Annotated in this window: 12 protein-coding genes; 5 read left to right on the top strand and 7 right to left on the bottom strand. The window is 42.8% G+C overall.

Going from position 1 to position 17,933, the window contains the following annotated elements:
- Window positions 1-5 precede the first annotated feature (5 nt).
- Window positions 6-2,219 carry an ABC transporter permease subunit gene (locus ACRRSY_RS08425; protein ID WP_432462936.1) on the bottom strand — a complete coding sequence of 738 codons (2,214 nt, stop codon included), beginning with the start codon at window positions 2,217-2,219 and terminating at the stop codon, window positions 6-8.
- A gap of 321 nt (window positions 2,220-2,540) precedes the next feature.
- Between ACRRSY_RS08425 and ACRRSY_RS08420 the strand changes: the two genes are divergently transcribed.
- Together ACRRSY_RS08420 and ppk1 are read left to right on the top strand one after the other, a co-directional pair.
- Window positions 2,541-3,047 carry a glycine cleavage system protein R gene (locus tag ACRRSY_RS08420; RefSeq protein ID WP_432453649.1) on the top strand — a complete coding sequence of 169 codons (507 nt, stop codon included), beginning with the start codon at window positions 2,541-2,543 and terminating at the stop codon, window positions 3,045-3,047.
- Between the two features lie 16 nt (window positions 3,048-3,063).
- A complete protein-coding gene (gene ppk1 / locus ACRRSY_RS08415; RefSeq protein WP_432459102.1) occupies window positions 3,064-5,160 on the top strand; it encodes a polyphosphate kinase 1 in 2,097 nt (698 codons plus the stop codon).
- 529 nt (window positions 5,161-5,689) lie between these two features.
- Here ppk1 and ACRRSY_RS08410 read toward each other — a convergent pair.
- Window positions 5,690-6,613 carry a hypothetical protein gene (locus tag ACRRSY_RS08410; RefSeq protein ID WP_432462935.1) on the bottom strand — a complete coding sequence of 308 codons (924 nt, stop codon included), beginning with the start codon at window positions 6,611-6,613 and terminating at the stop codon, window positions 5,690-5,692.
- 309 nt (window positions 6,614-6,922) lie between these two features.
- Between ACRRSY_RS08410 and ACRRSY_RS08405 the strand changes: the two genes are divergently transcribed.
- The gene (locus ACRRSY_RS08405; protein WP_432453652.1) at window positions 6,923-7,411 is read left to right on the top strand and encodes a GNAT family N-acetyltransferase; all 489 of its coding nucleotides are present in this window, start codon (window positions 6,923-6,925) and stop codon (window positions 7,409-7,411) included.
- 1 nt (window position 7,412) lies between these two features.
- Here ACRRSY_RS08405 and ACRRSY_RS08400 read toward each other — a convergent pair whose 3' ends face one another.
- From ACRRSY_RS08400 to phoB, 4 genes are all read right to left on the bottom strand, one after another.
- Window positions 7,413-8,288 (bottom strand): Dyp-type peroxidase, encoded by an 876-nt coding sequence (locus tag ACRRSY_RS08400; RefSeq protein ID WP_432453653.1) that lies wholly within the window; start codon window positions 8,286-8,288, stop codon window positions 7,413-7,415.
- Window positions 8,289-9,666: 1,378 nt separating this feature from the next.
- On the bottom strand, window positions 9,667-10,641 hold the full coding sequence (locus ACRRSY_RS08395; RefSeq protein WP_432453654.1) for a PstS family phosphate ABC transporter substrate-binding protein: 975 nt from the start codon (window positions 10,639-10,641) through the stop codon (window positions 9,667-9,669).
- Between the two features lie 858 nt (window positions 10,642-11,499).
- Complete coding sequence (gene phoR / locus ACRRSY_RS08390; protein WP_432462934.1) at window positions 11,500-12,798, bottom strand: phosphate regulon sensor histidine kinase PhoR; 1,299 nt, start codon at window positions 12,796-12,798, stop codon at window positions 11,500-11,502.
- A 5-nt stretch (window positions 12,799-12,803) separates the two neighbouring features.
- Complete coding sequence (gene phoB / locus ACRRSY_RS08385; protein ID WP_432459098.1) at window positions 12,804-13,496, bottom strand: phosphate regulon transcriptional regulator PhoB; 693 nt, start codon at window positions 13,494-13,496, stop codon at window positions 12,804-12,806.
- Window positions 13,497-13,814: 318 nt separating this feature from the next.
- Between phoB and ACRRSY_RS08380 the strand changes: the two genes are divergently transcribed.
- Together ACRRSY_RS08380 and ACRRSY_RS08375 are read left to right on the top strand one after the other, a co-directional pair.
- Window positions 13,815-14,696, top strand: a complete 882-nt coding sequence (locus ACRRSY_RS08380) for an HAD-IIB family hydrolase (protein ID WP_432453657.1) — start codon at window positions 13,815-13,817, stop codon at window positions 14,694-14,696.
- A gap of 2 nt (window positions 14,697-14,698) precedes the next feature.
- Window positions 14,699-15,910, top strand: a complete 1,212-nt coding sequence (locus ACRRSY_RS08375; RefSeq protein ID WP_432453658.1) for a glycosyl transferase — start codon at window positions 14,699-14,701, stop codon at window positions 15,908-15,910.
- 75 nt (window positions 15,911-15,985) lie between these two features.
- On the opposite strand, the gene ACRRSY_RS08370 is transcribed toward ACRRSY_RS08375, so the two are convergent.
- Complete coding sequence (locus ACRRSY_RS08370) at window positions 15,986-17,707, bottom strand: sugar phosphorylase (protein WP_432453659.1); 1,722 nt, start codon at window positions 17,705-17,707, stop codon at window positions 15,986-15,988.
- Window positions 17,708-17,933 lie beyond the last annotated feature (226 nt).

The raw sequence follows: 17,933 nt of genomic DNA, 5'->3' as shown, positions 1-17,933 counted from the left end.
CCCTATTACAGCGAGCTATATTTGTCGCGCAGACGTTGGCGCACAAATTCAGCAATGGTGTTAAATGCAAAGGTGAATACAAACAAGACAAAGGCCGCTAAGAACAACACCCGATAGTGTGAACTTCCCACTTCTGACTCAGGCATTTCTACCGCAATATTCGCCGCTAAGGTACGCATCCCCTGGAAAATACTCCAATCCATAACCGGAGTATTACCGGTGGCCATTAAGACAATCATTGTTTCACCGACCGCGCGACCTAGGCCCATCATCACAGCAGAAAAAATCCCCGGACTTGCGGTTAAAATAACCACTTTAACCAAGGTTTGCCAAGGTGTTGCACCGAGCGCTAATGAACCATTACTTAAGTGCTTCGGCACTGAAAAAATGGCGTCTTCGGCAATCGAGAAGATAGTGGGGATGACCGCAAATCCCATGGCAAGGCCCACCACCATAGAGTTACGCTGGTCAAAACTGATCCCCAATTCGTTGGTTAAGAATAAGCGAGCATCACCGTCAAACAACCATAGCTCCAACAACGGACTCACTTCAATGCAACCCCAGCCAATAAATATCACCACCGGGATCAACACCATCACGTCGTAGCCCTCTGGTAGCATTTGACGCAATTGTTTAGGCATTTTGCTCCAGGCAAAAGCGGTCACCAAAAATCCGATCGGCAGCAATATCATAATGGCAATCACCCCAGGCAAGTTATCCTCGATCAGCGGTGCTAACCAAAGACCGGCTAAAAAGCCTAAAATAACCGTGGGTAAGGCCTCCATAATTTCGACCGTCGGTTTAACCACCTTACGTAACGAAGAAGACATAAAGTAGGCGGTATAAATCGCGCCCGCCAAGGCAATTGGCGTTGCAAATAACATGGCATACAAAGCTGCCTTAATCGTACCAAATGAGATAGGTACCAGACTTAACTTAGGCTCAAAATCATCACTTGCGGAAGTTGACTGCCACACATACTGTGGCTCCGGATAACCTTCGTACCATACTTTATGCCATAGCGCCTGCCAGGTGACTTCAGGGTGTTCATTTTCGACATGATAGAAGGTTAGGCTTTGCTCATTTTCGGTCAGTAAACCACTCGCCCGAGGAGAAAATGCCAAGTTCAAGCTGGTGCCAAGTTTAGTATTCTCTCGAACCAAACGACCACCACCAGTGGTATGAAACAAAGAAATAGAGCCATCATCTGCGCCAACTGCAAAGCCTTTACGGAAATACTCAACCCCAATGTCATTAATGTTTGCGCCAGCATCAAACTCTCGGATCTGCGTGAGTTTACGCACACCATCTTTAGCAACATCAAACCACTGCGTAACAATTCCGTTATCATTGGCAACAATCAACGAGCTGGCCCCCGAAAGCAAGGCTAAGCGAGTTACATTCGCGCCTTTACTATTGATGAAATCCACTGAATTCAGACGGATATCATCGATATCGGAGATATTATAATTAGCTAGTTGATTGCCACTACGAATATACAAGCGGCGTAAATCAGGTGTTACCAACATTTGGTCAATATTTTGAGGCAAACTAGGAATATCGGCTCGAGAAGCGGTCCACTCCAAGGAATCACTGAACATGTTTTCCTCTGCGTCCAAAGCCACTAACAAACCTCGACCATCTTCGGTAATCGCAGCCACCATCGCCGACTCTTCTTGTCGCTCGAAAGCCAATTTAACGATAGCCTTACCCTGTTCATCAATTGACAAGGCCTGCTCACCCATGGGATAGCTTAGACTTGGCGTAATTAAACGCTTATCGTTAGGGTAGCTAACACTAAACTTAGGCGTCACGACCAATACTTCACCTTGAGCAGTACCGTAAGCGACTAAACCTTGATTCGGCACGGTACGGTCAGCTGAAGTAATATCAGCGTCAAGCTGATAACTAGGGTATTCGGTATTATTTTTAGTAAGATCAAAAAATTGCAAACTACCGTCCATATTAAAACGATAAGCAATTTCATTTTGTTCTTCGACACCAATGGCGACCGTAGCACTGCTATCATGCAATGGAATGGTCTTCAGTTTATCGAGACTGGCCCCATAAAAAATCGGTGCAACCACATACAATAAATAAAAGAAGATTAAAATTAATGCTAACAACACCACTATCCCGCCAGCACTTACACCGTAGCGGGTTAATCGGTCCTTAATCAGCCGTTGAGCACTGCTATTAAATGACACTGACTGCGTCATGTTTCCCTCACAATCTAATAGGTCTGGCGAAAGTATATGGCAGTTTTATGACAGTATTGTTACAGGATGCAAGAGTTAAAAAAAATATCAAATCAATGGGCGAATAGTGACCGCTCAGCTATCTTTAGCAAGAGATTATGACAATAATACGTGTTTATTGTTACCGAAAAATTATATTGTAGGTTTGGCTAATTTGTTCTCTATTTCAAGAGGATAAGACCTTCCCTAATCCATAAAAGCTATGCATACTTTAGGGCAATGCTTAGCATCTTAAACAAGGGAACCCATTTTCCCAGCGAAGCACTTTGTAGGAGTCAATTCATGAAACAACTGGTTGTCAGCGTCATTGGAAAAGACCGTCCGGGTATTGTCGATCAATTATCAACGCTAGTGGTCAAACACCATGGCAATTGGCTAGCCAGTCGCCTTACCGAACTGGCGGGGCAATTTACAGGAATTTTACATATTGAAGTCGATGATGCACATTTGTCCGCACTGTGTGATGACCTAAATAATCAGCATGGATTATTGGTCAATATCGCTGAAGGCGACCATAACGACCATGCCGAACAGACACAAATTAGCATCAATGTGACAGCCAATGATCGTGTTGGCATTGTTCAAGAAGTTACTCAAGCGCTAAATCAACTCGGCGTGAGTTTAAGTAAAATCACTACCAGTGTTAGCAGTGCGCCGAATTGGGGCGGATTGATTTTTACCGCGCAGTTACAAGTCCCCTGCGCAGATGAACAGCAACGTATCGCTATCCAACAATCTTTAGAATCGTTAGCTGATGATTTAATGGTTGATTTCTCCGACGAGCAATAAGTAACAAAGGTATAAAATGAGCGACAGTCTATATATAGAGAAAGAGTTAAGCTGGCTTTCGTTTAACCAACGAGTATTGCAAGAAGCACAAGATAATTCCGTTCCAATCATTGAACGAGTGCGATTTTTAGGGATTTTTTCAAACAATCAGGATGAATTTTTCAAGGTGCGGGTGGCCGCGCTAAAACGCCGTATTATCTTAAATGAACTAAAGCAAAAAGATGACGGTTCAATCCAGCTTCTTAACGACGTTCAAACTAAGTTGGCAGAACTTCAACAAGATTTTGATGATACTTACCGAGAAATCATTCTTACCTTGGCGCGACGAAATATTTTCTTGATCAACGAAGACCAACTCAGTGAAAACCATCAAAATTGGGTCAGAAAGTACTTTAAAGATAAGGTGTTACGCCACATTACGCCAATCGTATTGACCAAAAGGACCGATTTGGTTCGCTTCCTGAAAGATGAATATACCTATTTAGCCGTCGAAGTGAAAAATGCTAAGCAGGAAAACCATTTACTTATTGAAATTCCTACAGATAATTTACCACGCTTTGTGGTACTTCCTCCCGATGGAGGAAGAACCCGTAAAACAATGATTATTTTGGATAATATTATTCGTTTTTGTCTCGACGATTTATTACGTGGGTTTTACGAATACGATAGTGCCGCCGCCTACTCGATTAAGATGACCCGTGATGCCGAGTATGACTTAAATGATGAAGTGGACCAGAGTCTACTCGAAAAAATGTCGGAAGGGATCAAACAGCGCCTAACCGCAGAGCCGGTGCGCTTTGTCTATGATCGGGATATGCCGAGCAGCATGATTAAACGCTTAAGTAATATGCTACATATTTCTAAGCTAGACCACAGTGTCGGCGGCGGTCGTTACCACAATTTTAAAGACTTCATCGGCTTTCCTAACGTGGGGCGTAAGTACCTAGAAAACAAAAAGATGTCCGCGTTAAATTGTCGCGATTTCGACCAATTTGATACGGTATTCGACGCAATTACAGCGCGTGATATTTTACTCTATTACCCCTACCACAAGTTTCGTTACATTTCAGAATTTGTCCGCCAGGCATCTTTTGATCCTAAAGTGAGTAGTATCAAGATTAATATTTATCGAGTCGCCAAAAAGTCGCACTTGATGAACTCAATCATTGACGCAGCCAACAATGGTAAACGCGTCACCGTTGTCATTGAGCTACGGGCTCGTTTCGATGAGGGAGCAAACATTGAATGGGCTCAGCTACTGACCGATGCCGGGGTTAAGGTGGTTTTCGGAGTTCCTTCTCTGAAAGTACATTCCAAACTGTTGCTCATTACACGCAAAGAAGGCGACCAACGAGTCTATTATAGCCATATTGGTACCGGTAATTTTCATGAAAAAACTGCCAAAATATATACCGATTTCGCTCTTTTCACCAAAAACCAAGAGATTGGCCAAGAAATCGATAATGTTTTTCGGTTTATTCAACAGCCTTATCGACGTTTTAAGTTTCAGCATTTAATCGTATCGCCCAACGATACTCGGCGTCGGCTATTTAGCCTTATTGACTATGAGATCAACCAAGCCAATGCAGGAAACCCCGCCGCAATTACGATTAAGGTGAACAACCTCGTGGACAAAGGAATCATTACCCGGCTCTATGCGGCAAGTAAGGCTGGGGTTAAAATAAAGATGATTATTCGGGGCATGTGCTCTCTGGTTCCGGGATTAGAAGGCGTGAGTGAAAACATTCACATCATTAGTATCGTCGATCGTTTCCTAGAACATCCTCGGGTATTTAATTTCTACCATGGCGGGGAAAATCAAGTCTTCATTGCCTCCTTCGATTGGATGACTCGCAACATCGAAGAACGAGTCGAGGTCGGCGTCCCTATTTATGATGAAACACTCAAACAACGAGTCATCGACTTATTAGAACTACAATTTGCTGACACCACCAAAGCGCGCATCATCGACGCTCAACAGCTCAATAGTTATGTTCCCAGAGGAAATCGTCGTAAAATTCGTTCTCAATTATGGACTCTCGATTACTTCAAAGCCATTGAATCGAGGCCGCTTCGTCGGATAATTGATGAGGATAATGAGACCATCACTTAACTGGTTCAAAACCAACTTGCCTGCCTGAGTTATCGGCGGGCAAGTCATCACCAGCCTCTGTTCACCAACAACTGCCTCAATACCTGACAACATGAACCAACATATGATGGCATGCCATACGAAAAACCTCATCAACTGCAGCGTTACCGCCTCGTCGCACCGCTGAATCAAACCGAGCAGAACCAATCAGTCCACATTGATAAGTAGTTCGGGGCAGCTAACAAACGCACCAAGCATTCAATTTGATGAATAAACGCTCGCTTTATCGCTCAAGCATGACCACTTGAATAAAGGCAACCACGGTAATCATTAATATCGATAAAACGGCTACCTCACTACAATCAACCAGCCACACCAGCAGACCCATCTGAAGCTTGAACATACATTTATCGGGCTTGTTTAACCGCGCAGAAGCTGAACCAGCACTACACGCCAAGTATGCACGGCTTGATAAGATTTTAAATCTCGCTCAACTAAAATTTCATAAGATCAAGCTGCATCAAGCAAAGCGTTTATCATTAGCTTTCATTTACCAACGAACCAACATTGATTTACGAGATATTCGCGCAATCATCAATCCCAGTAGAGCAATAACCAAAATACCAAATGAACTAGGCTCCATCACTTGTGTTGGATCTGCGGGGTCACGAGCCCATACATTCAGATGCGAAATAGCTTGTGTACTGTTACCTTGAGGATTCCCAAAATCATCGGTATCTAAAGACCCTGACAATTTGTAAGGCGTCTGGAAATTCAAACTTGAAGCCGGGTCATTAGCTAATTCTTGTTGAAAAATATCAATAAAATCGAAATCATAAATAATAAAGCCTTTTGCTACTTTGATCGAAAAGGCCAAGTGATCAAAGCTTGCCGCACCTAACAACTGGCTAACATCACCAATAATGCCAGGGTCGGTTTCGATAACCCAATTTACCGAGGTACACTCTCCACGACGACCAGCCACGCAGTTAAAAGTCATATTCAATAAGTCATCGATCGATAAAGACAAGCCTCCAGGGACGATGGGACCCGCTTGGTCATAATTAACTTGCATATCAGCATTTACGCTCGCTAACTGGATCCAACCTGGGTCATCGGCAACACCTAAAGGCTGATTATCTAGATTTTGTAAATCCTCAGGCTCAATAAAGAACAAGTCGTTAGAAGCACCATAGCGAGTATTCAACAATCCATCATTTTTTTGACCAATATTTACTATAGGATCATTGGCATGACCATCATCATTACCAGCAAACACTAAGCATGAACTCGCCGAATGAGCACTTGAAAGCAGTTCTTCGCTTCCCCCTGATAACATCATGGAGCGAAGCACCACGTTATTGGTATTGCATGTTCCGGAAGGAACGTAGCTGGTCACCGGCGCAGCCGAACCCCAACTGGAATAACCAACAATAAGTATGACAAAAGCTAATTTTATTAATTTGATCAACATAATGCCCTCTATAATGAAATCAGTTACTCACTTATATAGTGCACCGCTAAATCAGTGAACAACATGATGCTTGCTTAGGGTTGTAAATGCATAAACCAAGCCAGTAACAATCAACCTAAAAAATCAACAGCTTGATAACACAAAGCGAAATGCAATAGCTTCGTCTGTAAAAATACCTGACACCATGTATCGCATTCATTACACTGATAAATCAACCTATAAATTAATTACTTATTAAATATGGTGTGATTACGGATAGTGAAAACATCATGTTAGACTGGATTCATCATTCCTTCATTTTTTATGACAATGAGCAGTAAAGTATACTATTTACAACAACTCAGCCTCAGCCAATTATCAGCTAAGCCGATGAACGAACATTTATCGGTACAAGAAATCATCGAACAGCAGGCACAAAAAAGCCGAGAATTTTATATTGCCGTGGGTCAAAACTGGCAATGGAACGACAAATTAGCTTGGTCTGAACAACAATGGCTTGATTACATCGAAAGTAATCAGCTACGCACCTTTGGGGCTTATATTAAGGGACTGTTAGCAGGTTATTTTGAACTACATAAACACTCAGACAACAGTGTTGAAATCGCATATTTTGGCTTAACTGCAGATTATTTAGGACAGGGGCTAGGCGGGGATTTACTCACCCGCTGTCTGCAAACTGCCTGGCAATGGCAGGCAAATAAAGTCTGGGTGCATACTTGTGATTTAGACCACCCCAGCGCTCTCGCAAATTATCAAGCGCGTGGGATGAGCCTATACCAGACGATACTAGAGCACTAAGTTAGAGCTTTAAGATCCTTAAGTCGAGAACTTGTTCATCAACCGGTGGGCACCAATAATAGCTGGTAGTGAGTGGGCGACTAAACTGAAATAAGCCATCCTCGATACCGTCTTCGCAGCCCAACATCCGTTTAAGTTGTGCTTCAAAAGGATAAAAGCTATTGGCAAAGCAAATAAAATTAAGCCCACACTGCTGACCCTGTATCCAAGGGAGACTGCGGCGTAACATAAATGCTTCTGGAGTAAAGCTTTCTTGGGCTGTACGCCGAACATGAGCATAGCTTGGTGACTCAGGAAACTCGACATTATCATGCTTACGCCGGCCAATAATGTTGTCCTGATGCTCACTCGGTAGATGATGAAAGTGTTGTAGTTGATGTTGCCATTTTTGTACTGCAAGCATCGAGGAGCCTGCGATCCCCTTCTCTCCTGCTAAGGCAACAACATTCGGTGCCTGCTCTTGATCAGGGTTTTCGGTACCGTCTTCGTAACCGCTTAAGTCTCTTCCTCCATCATGGCGAAAGCCCTCCAACTGCTCATTAACCGCAAAAGTTGGTGTTAACACTGCCAGCCACTGGTTTACTCGTAACATCACTTGGCCTGGATCTTTGCCACTCACTCGCAGCCACAAATCATCTTGATTCGCAGGACTACTACGCCGTATTCCCTGAATACTAGCAACTGACTTCAAACCGGGAACATCTATATTTAGCAGTGCTAACAAAGGAGCACCTAGACCAACAAGGCTATCTTCCTTCGAATATACCTTGGCAATATTGCCCAGACAGGCTTTCAGCGACTGAGAGTCGACCAGGCTCAATCGCAAACAACTCGCATAACTAGGAATTGCTTCGAGAATTTGTGGTTGAATAGACAAAATGAATACTCTCATTAATAAAAAATTAGTGCATAGTATAAATAATTTATCAATGACGTTGTTTGATTCGGCTTAAAAATATGCGGTCTAGGAAGATAAAACAGAGGGAATATAAGCAGCTTAGGAGTAAAAATGGAAAATGCCCGATGCGTTTAAGCTATCAGGCATTTTAAAACATTTGACCCATGATTCAGTCTCGCTCAGTTGACTATCACTTCATCGCCTCAGGCGACAAGTTAAGTGCTAAGCCCACATGTTCAAATGTGAGGATTAACGGTGAATATTTTTTTCTTCCGTTGAGCTAAAACCATGGACTTTAGTGAAGTAGTAATTTGCGTATAAAGAACCAAAATAATCAAACATAATCTTTCTCCTAAATATTAATAAAGTGTGACCCAAGTCACAGTTAAAATATAATGTGATACAGATCACATTGCAAGAAGTATTTTGAATTTTTGGAAATAAAAATGTTGGGGGGGAAGCATCAGCGATTATTTTGGATTACGCATAAAAAATGCCTAAAAAACCAAAGTGATTTAGGCATTCGGGCTAGCTTGACTCATTCCATTTATCTCTGCTGTTGTTTAAATTGTCCAAGGTATCCGAAACAAACAATAGTTAACAATGCTGAACCAATAATCGGACGATAGTACATAGCGTTACCTACAAAATTGCTTAACGGTGAATGTCCTTGCGAGTTTCGCAATAGTAGTTAAAGTCATCAGCTTTCGTAAAGTAATACGATGAATAAAGTACACCAAAATAATCAAACATGGTCTTTCTCCTCAGGATTTAAAATACCTAGTGATTTAAGCGTATTTGTGACTCAAGTCACAATAACAATCTATAGTGATCTGGGTCACACATCAAGTGACAATTTAGTTAATCCGTATATTCGCCAAGATCCTCGGCTGAGAAGGATTTCAAGCTTAGCCATTCAGTATTTTAAACGCTTTGGAGCCAGTTCATCGCCGATCCAACTATCACTCATAGTCAAGCATCATGAGGAATAGCGACCATCTGAACTCAAGATACAGCTTGCGCCTTATGTTTCTTTCGAAGCTTAGATTTTCTTGCGAACAAATGCTGTTATTTGCTCCTGACTTTGCGAGGAGTCTTAAATATGATGCGGCGGAGCTAAATACAAAGTTTGATGCTTACCCTGCAGCTAACGCTGATGGCTCCTCATGCAAGTTGATTGGTGCGGTGGTAAACCAAAGAGCAAGCGCTTAACAGAGCTATTGAACTGAGGGCTATCAGTACTTGCCAAAATACATGAACGAGAACCAGTTACCCCGCTCAACTTAGTCATCAAAATGTCTCAAGGCCTAAACGTAAAAACCCCCGCCGAAGCGAGGGTCGCTTTAAGCTTTAATTATTAAAGCTTAATACCAACTTTTTCTAAATCAGATAACACAACTTTAGAAGGTAGTGGTACATAACCGTCTTTAGCAACAATCTGCTGTCCAGTTTTAGACAGAATCATTTTAAGGAACTCGCGCTCCATTGGGGCTAAAGGCTTGTTAGGGTGCTTGTTCACGTAAACGTATAAGAAACGAGACAATGGGTATTTACCAGTAGCTGCGTTGTCTAAGCTAGCGGCTATGTAATCAGTGCCTTTCTTAGCAAGTGCGACCGCTTTAACACCTGAAGTCTTGTAACCGATACCTGAATAACCAATGGCATTCAAAGATGAAGATACCGATTGAACCACAGAAGCAGAACCAGGTTGCTCGTTCACCGAGTTTTTGAAGTCACCTTTACATAAGGCTTTCTTCTTAAAGTAACCATAGGTACCCGACACTGAGTTACGACCAAATAATTGAATGTCTTTATCAGCCCACGAGCCATCTAGACCAACTTCGCCCCAGCGCTCAGCAGCACCATTTTCACCACATTTTAGGGTTGAAGAAAAAATAGCATCAACCTGCGCCAAACTTAAACCTTTAATCGGGTTATCTTTATGTACAAATACGGCGAGAGCATCGATTGCAACACGTACTTTAGTTGGCTTATAACCGTATTTCTTCTCAAACGCTTCAACTTCTTTGCTCTTCATTTGGCGACTCATCGGGCCAAACTGTGATGTACCTTCAGTCAGCGCAGGAGGAGCAGTAGAAGAACCCGCCGCTTGAATTTGTACATTTACATTTGGGTATTCACGCTTAAATTCTTCCGCCCATAGCGTCATCATGTTTGCTAAAGTATCAGAACCTACAGATGAAAGGTTACCAGAAATACCTGTCGTTTTATGGTATTCCGGAAGCGTGGCGTCCAGGCCAGCTGCAAGTACGCTAGTGGTTAACAACGAAGCAGAAATAGCTACTGCACTTACAAGTTTTTTCAATGTCATCTTTATCTCCATAAATGACGCGTTAAGTTATTTTCGTCATGTAGTATTGGTGAATTCGATGACGATTATATTTCGACTATGTGACATTTATATGTCAAAACAAATTTTTTATAAAATCCCCTGTTTAGCTATATTTAACGGGGTCTTAATCATCATTCCGGCGGACTGATATCGGCAAATATTCATCAATAATGGAGATCGATTAGGCAATTTAAACACTAACCAACGGTCGGCCTTGCCCACAATCAAATCAGCTCTCGCTAAATTAAAGAGGGAGCTCACCACACACACAGACGCTGTTATCATCGCTAATGAACAACAACACGCTACAATATTTTGGTCACCAAATAGCAGGAATGAGTTTTCCGTTTTTGATACCACGTTCATCAACTGCAGCGCTGCCTTTAAAATTGAACTTTTGATGAAACATCAGAAAAACCTTGTTCGCTAAGCCATTACTCGCGAAAAAACTATAGACGGTCGAGGTTCAAATACCGGATGCTTGCGTAACGACCGCGCCCGTCTCGCTTTTCTTTTACTTTGTTCTACCAACTTCAACTCAAAATGGCGCCGTTCAAGTACATTAATAGCATCATTTAATCTTTCACGGCTCTCACTGAAATGGTGTTTGAACAATTTTGGCTCCCAAGATTTAAACAGACCATCTATCTAAGGATCAGTTGACGATACGAATAACTTCGAATTTGGCTTAAGCAAGTCGCCAAACACAAGCCTGAGATGAAAAAATAATGGGGAAATTACAAATATCTTAGCACTCGTTATCGATGCAAGTTGCGACAGCATCAGTCGCTTTTGGGGCTTACTAAGGCCGAACATACCGCTCGGCCGAATCAATAACTAAGACTTTATAAAGAGTTTTCGCGGAATAATGAAACTAAAAGAGCTCCCCTGATTTAATCGGCTCTTGATGTTAAGTTCGCTATCATGATGTTGCAATGCATGCTTTACGATGGATAAACCAAGGCCTGCTCCGCCGGTATCTCTGGAGCGAGCTTTATCTACCCGATAAAATCGTTCGGTAAGACGCTGCAGGTGTTTTGGTGCAATACCAGGCCCTGAATCCTTCACTAAAAACAAAGCCCCCTGAGGCACCAAAGACAAGCTTACCTCTACCCGTCCCGGTTCAGTACAGTACTTAATGGCATTACCAAGTAAATTACCACAGGCGCTACGTAACTGTTCGCGTTCTCCTTTAATCTTAATATTAGCTTCAATATTAAAATCAAAATCCAGCTGTTTATCCTTAGCGAGACCACTGGCATCCATTTCTAAATTACGGACCATTTCGGAAAAGTTAATCGGTTCAAGGCTATCCTCAACCGAGGCCGATTCGATTTTAGCTAAAGTCAGCAATTGATTGACCAGATTTTCCATCCGAGCGCTTTGGTCCAGCATCGTATTACGAGCTTTCCCCCATATCATAGGATCAACCTGCTCTTGATCGAGCATTTCCAAGTAACCCCGTAACACGGTGAGCGGAGTACGCAACTCATGGCTCACGTTAGAAACAAAACGCTTACGCATTTTTTCTAATTGACGCAGTTGACTAACATCCCGAACCACCAGCAATAACTGCTGCTGACTATAGGGCATCGCCCGAAACTCTAACCATACACCAGCCTGCACTGGGCTCACGATTTCTAAGGGTTGCTTAAAGCGACCTTTACGCAAGTAATTCACGAAACTCGGTGTTCTCACCAAATTCGTTAAATGCTGGCCTGCATCGGCAGGCCACTTTAGACCCAACATTCCTTGCGCTAATTGATTACACCACAAGATGGCGCCATCTTGATTGATCACGACAATCGCATCTGGCAAAGCTTCGGCACCGAGACGAAAATACTTCATCAACTGAGCAAGTTCCCGCTCGCGGCCTAAACGTCGCTTCAGCATATTATAAATGCCGTGAAAAACAGGCTCCCAGCTCCCAGAGCCATGAGGCGGGGACAACTTGCGCTGATTGTACAACCAATCAAGCAACTTATGCTGCTGACTATACATCCATATAATATGGATCACCGCCGATAACAAACACAGCTCTAGAATATACCCGGTGAGTATCCCCAAAACGAATAAAGGCGAGTACACCAACGCGACCCGCCACACTACTCGTTGCCAAGAAAAAGGCACAAACATTCGTATTATTTCACTCTAGTTGAAAAACGATACCCAGAACCTCGAACGGTTTGAATCAAACGATCATAGCCTTGTAGGCCTATAGCCTTACGTAAGCGACGAATATGCACATCAACCGTCCGATCTTCTACGTACACGTTAGTTCCCCACACATTATTTAGCAGTTGTTCTCTGCTATAAACACGCTCGGGGTGAGTCATAAAGAAGTGCAATAGCTTAAACTCTGTAGGCCCCATATCCAAGGGTTCATTTTCGACACTCACTCGATGTGAAACTGGATCTAAACGTAAACCTTGAACTTCAATGGTTTCTTCTAAAGATGTCGGTGAAATACGACGGATCACTGCCTTCACTCTCGCCATCAATTCTTTGGGAGAAAAAGGCTTGGTAAGATAGTCATCAGCGCCTGCTTCTAAACCTTGAACCTTATCTTCTTCTTCACCTTTCGCGGTTAACATAATCACGGGGATCTGACGCGTTAAGTCATGGCGACGCATATGTTTAATAATAGAAATCCCACTACCACCGGGTAACATCCAGTCCAGTAATACCAGCTCTGGATAAGGTTCAGTTAACTTTGCTATCGCTTGCTCATAGTCCGCAGCTTCAATAGGCTCATAACCGTGTTGCTCTAATACAAAACACAGCATTTCACGAATTGGAGCTTCATCTTCTACAACAAGTATCTTCCTTGGCATTACTTTTATCTCGATCTAAGAAACTGTGGCAATTATGCGACGTATTAATGACAGATTTATGACAGCAGTCAGTGTAAGTCAAACCACCCAACAAATATATATTCGCACCAATAAAGGGCTTCACCTAAATATTAGCAAAGCTTTGCACCAAAATAATGCAAAACAAATCTCAAGCTTCAGTGACTAAAGGGCATAATAAATCATGGTAAATTCATGATAATTAGAGGTTTTATCTATTGACTAAGGTAGCACTTAGCGACTGTGGCATTGCTCCTGCTTCTAATAAATAAATGTATCATTCATCGATATTGAGGCCATATGCCGTATTTAGCCAAACAACTATCTCCAGCAGAGTTGCAAATCAATGCAAGCAACCTGCTCGTGTTTACCGATTTAGATGGCACCTTACTCGACCACGATTCTTATAGCTTCGAACCCGCGCAGCCCAGCTTGAAACAACTAAAGCTACTGAACATTCCAGTGATTTTTAATACCAGTAAAACCTTAATGGAAGCCTTAGAACTTCAAAAGAAACTGGGAATTGAACAGCCCTTCGTGGTCGAAAATGGCTCTGCCATTTGTATCCCTTCGCACAGCCCTTTACAAATTGATGACTTAAGTCCCCTCAATGTAGGCAAGCAACAATGGAATATTAAAATATTTGGCCCTAGCTACCCCGACATTTGCCAATACTTAAGCGTACTTCGCCAACGTTGCCAATTTCGCTTTCAGGGCTTTAATGATATGAATGCAGAAGAGGTACAACTACACACTGGTCTCAATAAATACGAGGCGCAACTGGCCAAGCAACGCATGGCCTCTGAACCGGTATTATGGAATGACAGCCCAGAGCAACTTGAATTATTTATAAAAAAATTGGAAGCACACAATTTAGCGGTGATCAAAGGAGGACGCTTTTTACATATCAAGGCTCGCCTAGACAAAGCCGACGCGATGCGCTGGTTAAATCAACATTACCAACAGTACTACCAACATCGTTTCTTTAATCTCGCGCTCGGTGACAGCGAAAACGATCGCAGTATGTTAGAACAAGCCGACTTGGCTGTGATAATTCCACGCAAACACGCCCCCGCCCTTTATATAGACCATCCTAACTGCAGTTTAGCCCCACACCCAGGGCCCTATGGTTGGCACAAAATGATACAACAAGTTTTACATTCTTTTTTAACTGGAGCATAACCATGGCTGATTTTTATCAAAACGGTATTGTAACGACCTTACACAACTTAACTGACCGCCCACTAGAAGAGCTAGAACAAGAGTTGATGGCTTTTTCCAAGGTTCGGCCAATGAGTCTGGTACTCCCCTCTTTGTTTTCTGAATTAGAGCGACCAGCCCTCGCCACGATTGTGGCAGAGCTAGCGAAAGTACCCTACCTCAGCGAGATAATCATTGGCTTAGACTGCGCCACCGAAGAGCAATTTGCCTTTGCCAAGAACTACTTTGCTGAGCTGCCGCAACATGTACGTATCCTTTGGAACGACGGCCCGCGCCTGCGAGCCCTCGACTCGCAACTAGCCGAACTCAACTTAGCTCCAAAAGAGGCCGGAAAGGGACGGAATGTATGGTATTGCTTTGGCTACGCCCTAGCGTCGGGTAAGAGTAAAGCGATTGGTTTGCACGACTGTGACATTATTACCTACGATCGAAGCATGCTCGCACGACTCATGTATCCGGTTGCCAACCCGCTATTTAACTACGAATTCTGTAAAGGTTTTTATGCGCGTCATGCCGATGGAAAATTAAATGGTCGCGTTGCGCGTTTATTGGTCACGCCTTTATTGAAAGCGCTCAAAAAAATAGAAGGTTATGATGACTACTTAGAATATCTTGATAGCTTCCGTTACTCTCTGGCTGGAGAGTTCTCCATGCAATCAGATGTAATTAATGACATTCGTATTCCCTCCGACTGGGGTTTAGAAATTGGCGTATTATCGGAAGTCTTCCGTAATCATTCGACCAATCGCATTTGTCAGGTGGATATTGCCGATGTTTATGACCATAAGCACCAAGAACTCAGCATCGACAACCTAGATACGGGTCTTGCTAAGATGGCCACCGATATCAGTAAAGCGGTGATTAGAAAGCTCGCCACCCAAGGGCACACTTTTAGTCCTGGTAAGCTACGCACTTTAAAAGCGACTTATTATCGAATGGCCTTAGACTTTATCGAAAATTACCACAGCGATGCACTGATTAACGGTTTAACCCTTGACCGCCATGCTGAAGAAGACGCTGTAGAACTGTTTGCCAAGGCAATTATGGCAGCAGGAGAAACCTTCCTCGATAATCCCTCTGCGACACCATTCATCCCAAGTTGGAACCGTGTACAAAGCGCAGCGCCTGACTTTTTAGAACGCCTCTATGAAGCGGTTGAAGCAGACAACTGCTAAGCCGAATATCCAATTCTGAAATAAAAAAACTCGGCATCAAGGCCGAGTTTTTTTATAAGGCGTAAACCAATATACTTAATCTGTCACTGGGCATAACCACAATACTTGATAAGGCTTCAGTTTATAGTCCACTAAGTTAAGCCGCTCTTCACTAAGTAAGTCTTCACATTCCCCTAAGTAGGCCTGTGGCAACTGAGCACAGTGATCAAGATGCTGCGGATATTTTGTGAGGTTAAAGACTGCTAATAGCGCTTCGTGTGACAAAGATACACCTCCATTTGGCGCTAAACCTCGTTGCAGCACAAATACAGCATCGCCACAATCATAAACGCGCTGAGCCGCTTGCGGGTTAAAGGCTGCGATCGACTTACGCAAAGCCAACAGATCGCGATAACGATGAAACACCTGAGCTTGCGCACTATGCCCTTGAGCTAATAAATCTTCAAACTCTTGACGCTGCCAACGATGACGATTAATCGAACGAGTGCGCCCAGTCTGCTCCACCAGTAAATGATCGTTAGCGGTCGCCGTTAAGCTATGAATATAAATCCCCGGGATCCCTTGTAAACTTAACAACACCATCTGACTACATAAAAACCGCTCAACCTGCCACTGATCGGAGCCCGTACGAGTTCCCTGCAAGGCATCAAATAAAGAAATATTTAGTTCATAGGGATTTTGAGTGCCATCACCATTAGATTTCATGCTAACAAAACCACCAAAGTTGTGCACCGACTCCGCCAAATCGGAAATTTCATGTTTCGGAATAATCTGTTCCACCGCCCGAACACCGATACCGTCATGAGAGGCGACAAAATTAAAATAACTACAGCCTTCTGGCAATGCCGCTAAATCACGAGCCCACGCCGTTAAATAGTGTCCGTTACCACGATTTAAAGCGTGTAACAGTAAAGGGGGTAAAGCAAATTGATAGACCAGATGAGCCTCATCTCCAGCACCAAAATAACTAATATTCTCTTGGTGAGGGACGTTAGTTTCGGTGATTAAGACTAAGTTTGGATCGAGTTGTTGCATCACCCAACGTAGCAACTTAACAATCGCGTGGGTCTGCGGGAGGTGAATGCAATTAGTACCGAGTTGTTTCCAAACAAAAGCCACCGCATCCAAACGGATAAACCGCCCACCTTTATTTAAGTAGTAAATAAAAATATCGATAAAAGCTAATAGCACCTTTGGATTTGAAAAATCTAAATCAATTTGATCATCACTAAAGGTGGCCCAAACATGCTTTAAGCCTTTTCTAGTATAAACATCAACAATTAAAGGATTAGTGCGCGGCCGAGTCACTTCACTATAATCCAGCGAGGGATCAGACTCGATAAAGTAATCTTTCCCTTCCCCCGAACCATTTACAAAATCATTAAACCAAAGGCTCTGTCTGGAACAGTGATTCATCACCAAATCAAACATCAACTCAAAGTCCTGATTGAGCGCCGCAACATCTTGCCAATCCCCCAGGCTATAGTTGACTTGATAATAATCAATCACCGAAAATCCATCGTCGGAGCTAAACGGAAAGAAAGGCAATATATGAACGGCGCTAATCAGTCCTTCTAAATAATCACCTAAAAACCGATGCAAACTTGACAAGGGTAATAGGCCTTCAGTCAACACACTGTCCCCATAACTGATCAAAATCAGATCTTGTTCCGACCATGATTGATAACGAGGAAAGGTGGATTTAGCCGCTTCTATCTTTAAGCCAATGTCATGGCCCAGCGACTCAGGTACAGAATCACCAAAAATTTGCTGTAATAGGTGTTCGAGTTTTTGCATAGACAGCCCTCAGTGATCAACATTGTACGTATTGGAATATAACTCTCCAAGTAACGTGCCAATCGTAAATAATCAATCCCGGTTAACTAAAACCGATGTAATACGTTGTTTCATATATAAAAAACAATCAATAAACAACCAACGACTATTAACATAAAAAATAATTATCTTTACTTAGTGCCCTTTGTCCCGTTTTAATGCATTATTTTGGTTCAGCCGATAAATA

The organism is Agarivorans sp. QJM3NY_33 (assembly GCF_050870865.2).
Lineage (GTDB): Bacteria > Pseudomonadota > Gammaproteobacteria > Enterobacterales > Celerinatantimonadaceae > Agarivorans.
This window is presented reverse-complemented; position numbering and strand designations above follow the sequence as displayed.

What these genes read in the sequence shown, in the direction of transcription:
- ACRRSY_RS08410 (WP_432462935.1), bottom strand. Translation starts at nt 6,613, where the DNA reads ATGTTGATCAAATTAATAAAATTAGCTTTTGTCATACTTATTGTTGGT.
- ACRRSY_RS08380 (WP_432453657.1), top strand. Translation starts at nt 13,815, where the DNA reads ATGCCGTATTTAGCCAAACAACTATCTCCAGCAGAGTTGCAAATCAAT.
- phoR (WP_432462934.1), bottom strand. Translation starts at nt 12,798, where the DNA reads ATGTTTGTGCCTTTTTCTTGGCAACGAGTAGTGTGGCGGGTCGCGTTG.
- ACRRSY_RS08420 (WP_432453649.1), top strand. Translation starts at nt 2,541, where the DNA reads ATGAAACAACTGGTTGTCAGCGTCATTGGAAAAGACCGTCCGGGTATT.
- ACRRSY_RS08425 (WP_432462936.1), bottom strand. Translation starts at nt 2,219, where the DNA reads ATGACGCAGTCAGTGTCATTTAATAGCAGTGCTCAACGGCTGATTAAG.
- phoB (WP_432459098.1), bottom strand. Translation starts at nt 13,496, where the DNA reads ATGCCAAGGAAGATACTTGTTGTAGAAGATGAAGCTCCAATTCGTGAA.
- ACRRSY_RS08375 (WP_432453658.1), top strand. Translation starts at nt 14,699, where the DNA reads ATGGCTGATTTTTATCAAAACGGTATTGTAACGACCTTACACAACTTA.
- ACRRSY_RS08395 (WP_432453654.1), bottom strand. Translation starts at nt 10,641, where the DNA reads ATGACATTGAAAAAACTTGTAAGTGCAGTAGCTATTTCTGCTTCGTTG.
- ACRRSY_RS08370 (WP_432453659.1), bottom strand. Translation starts at nt 17,707, where the DNA reads ATGCAAAAACTCGAACACCTATTACAGCAAATTTTTGGTGATTCTGTA.
- ACRRSY_RS08405 (WP_432453652.1), top strand. Translation starts at nt 6,923, where the DNA reads ATGAGCAGTAAAGTATACTATTTACAACAACTCAGCCTCAGCCAATTA.
- ppk1 (WP_432459102.1), top strand. Translation starts at nt 3,064, where the DNA reads ATGAGCGACAGTCTATATATAGAGAAAGAGTTAAGCTGGCTTTCGTTT.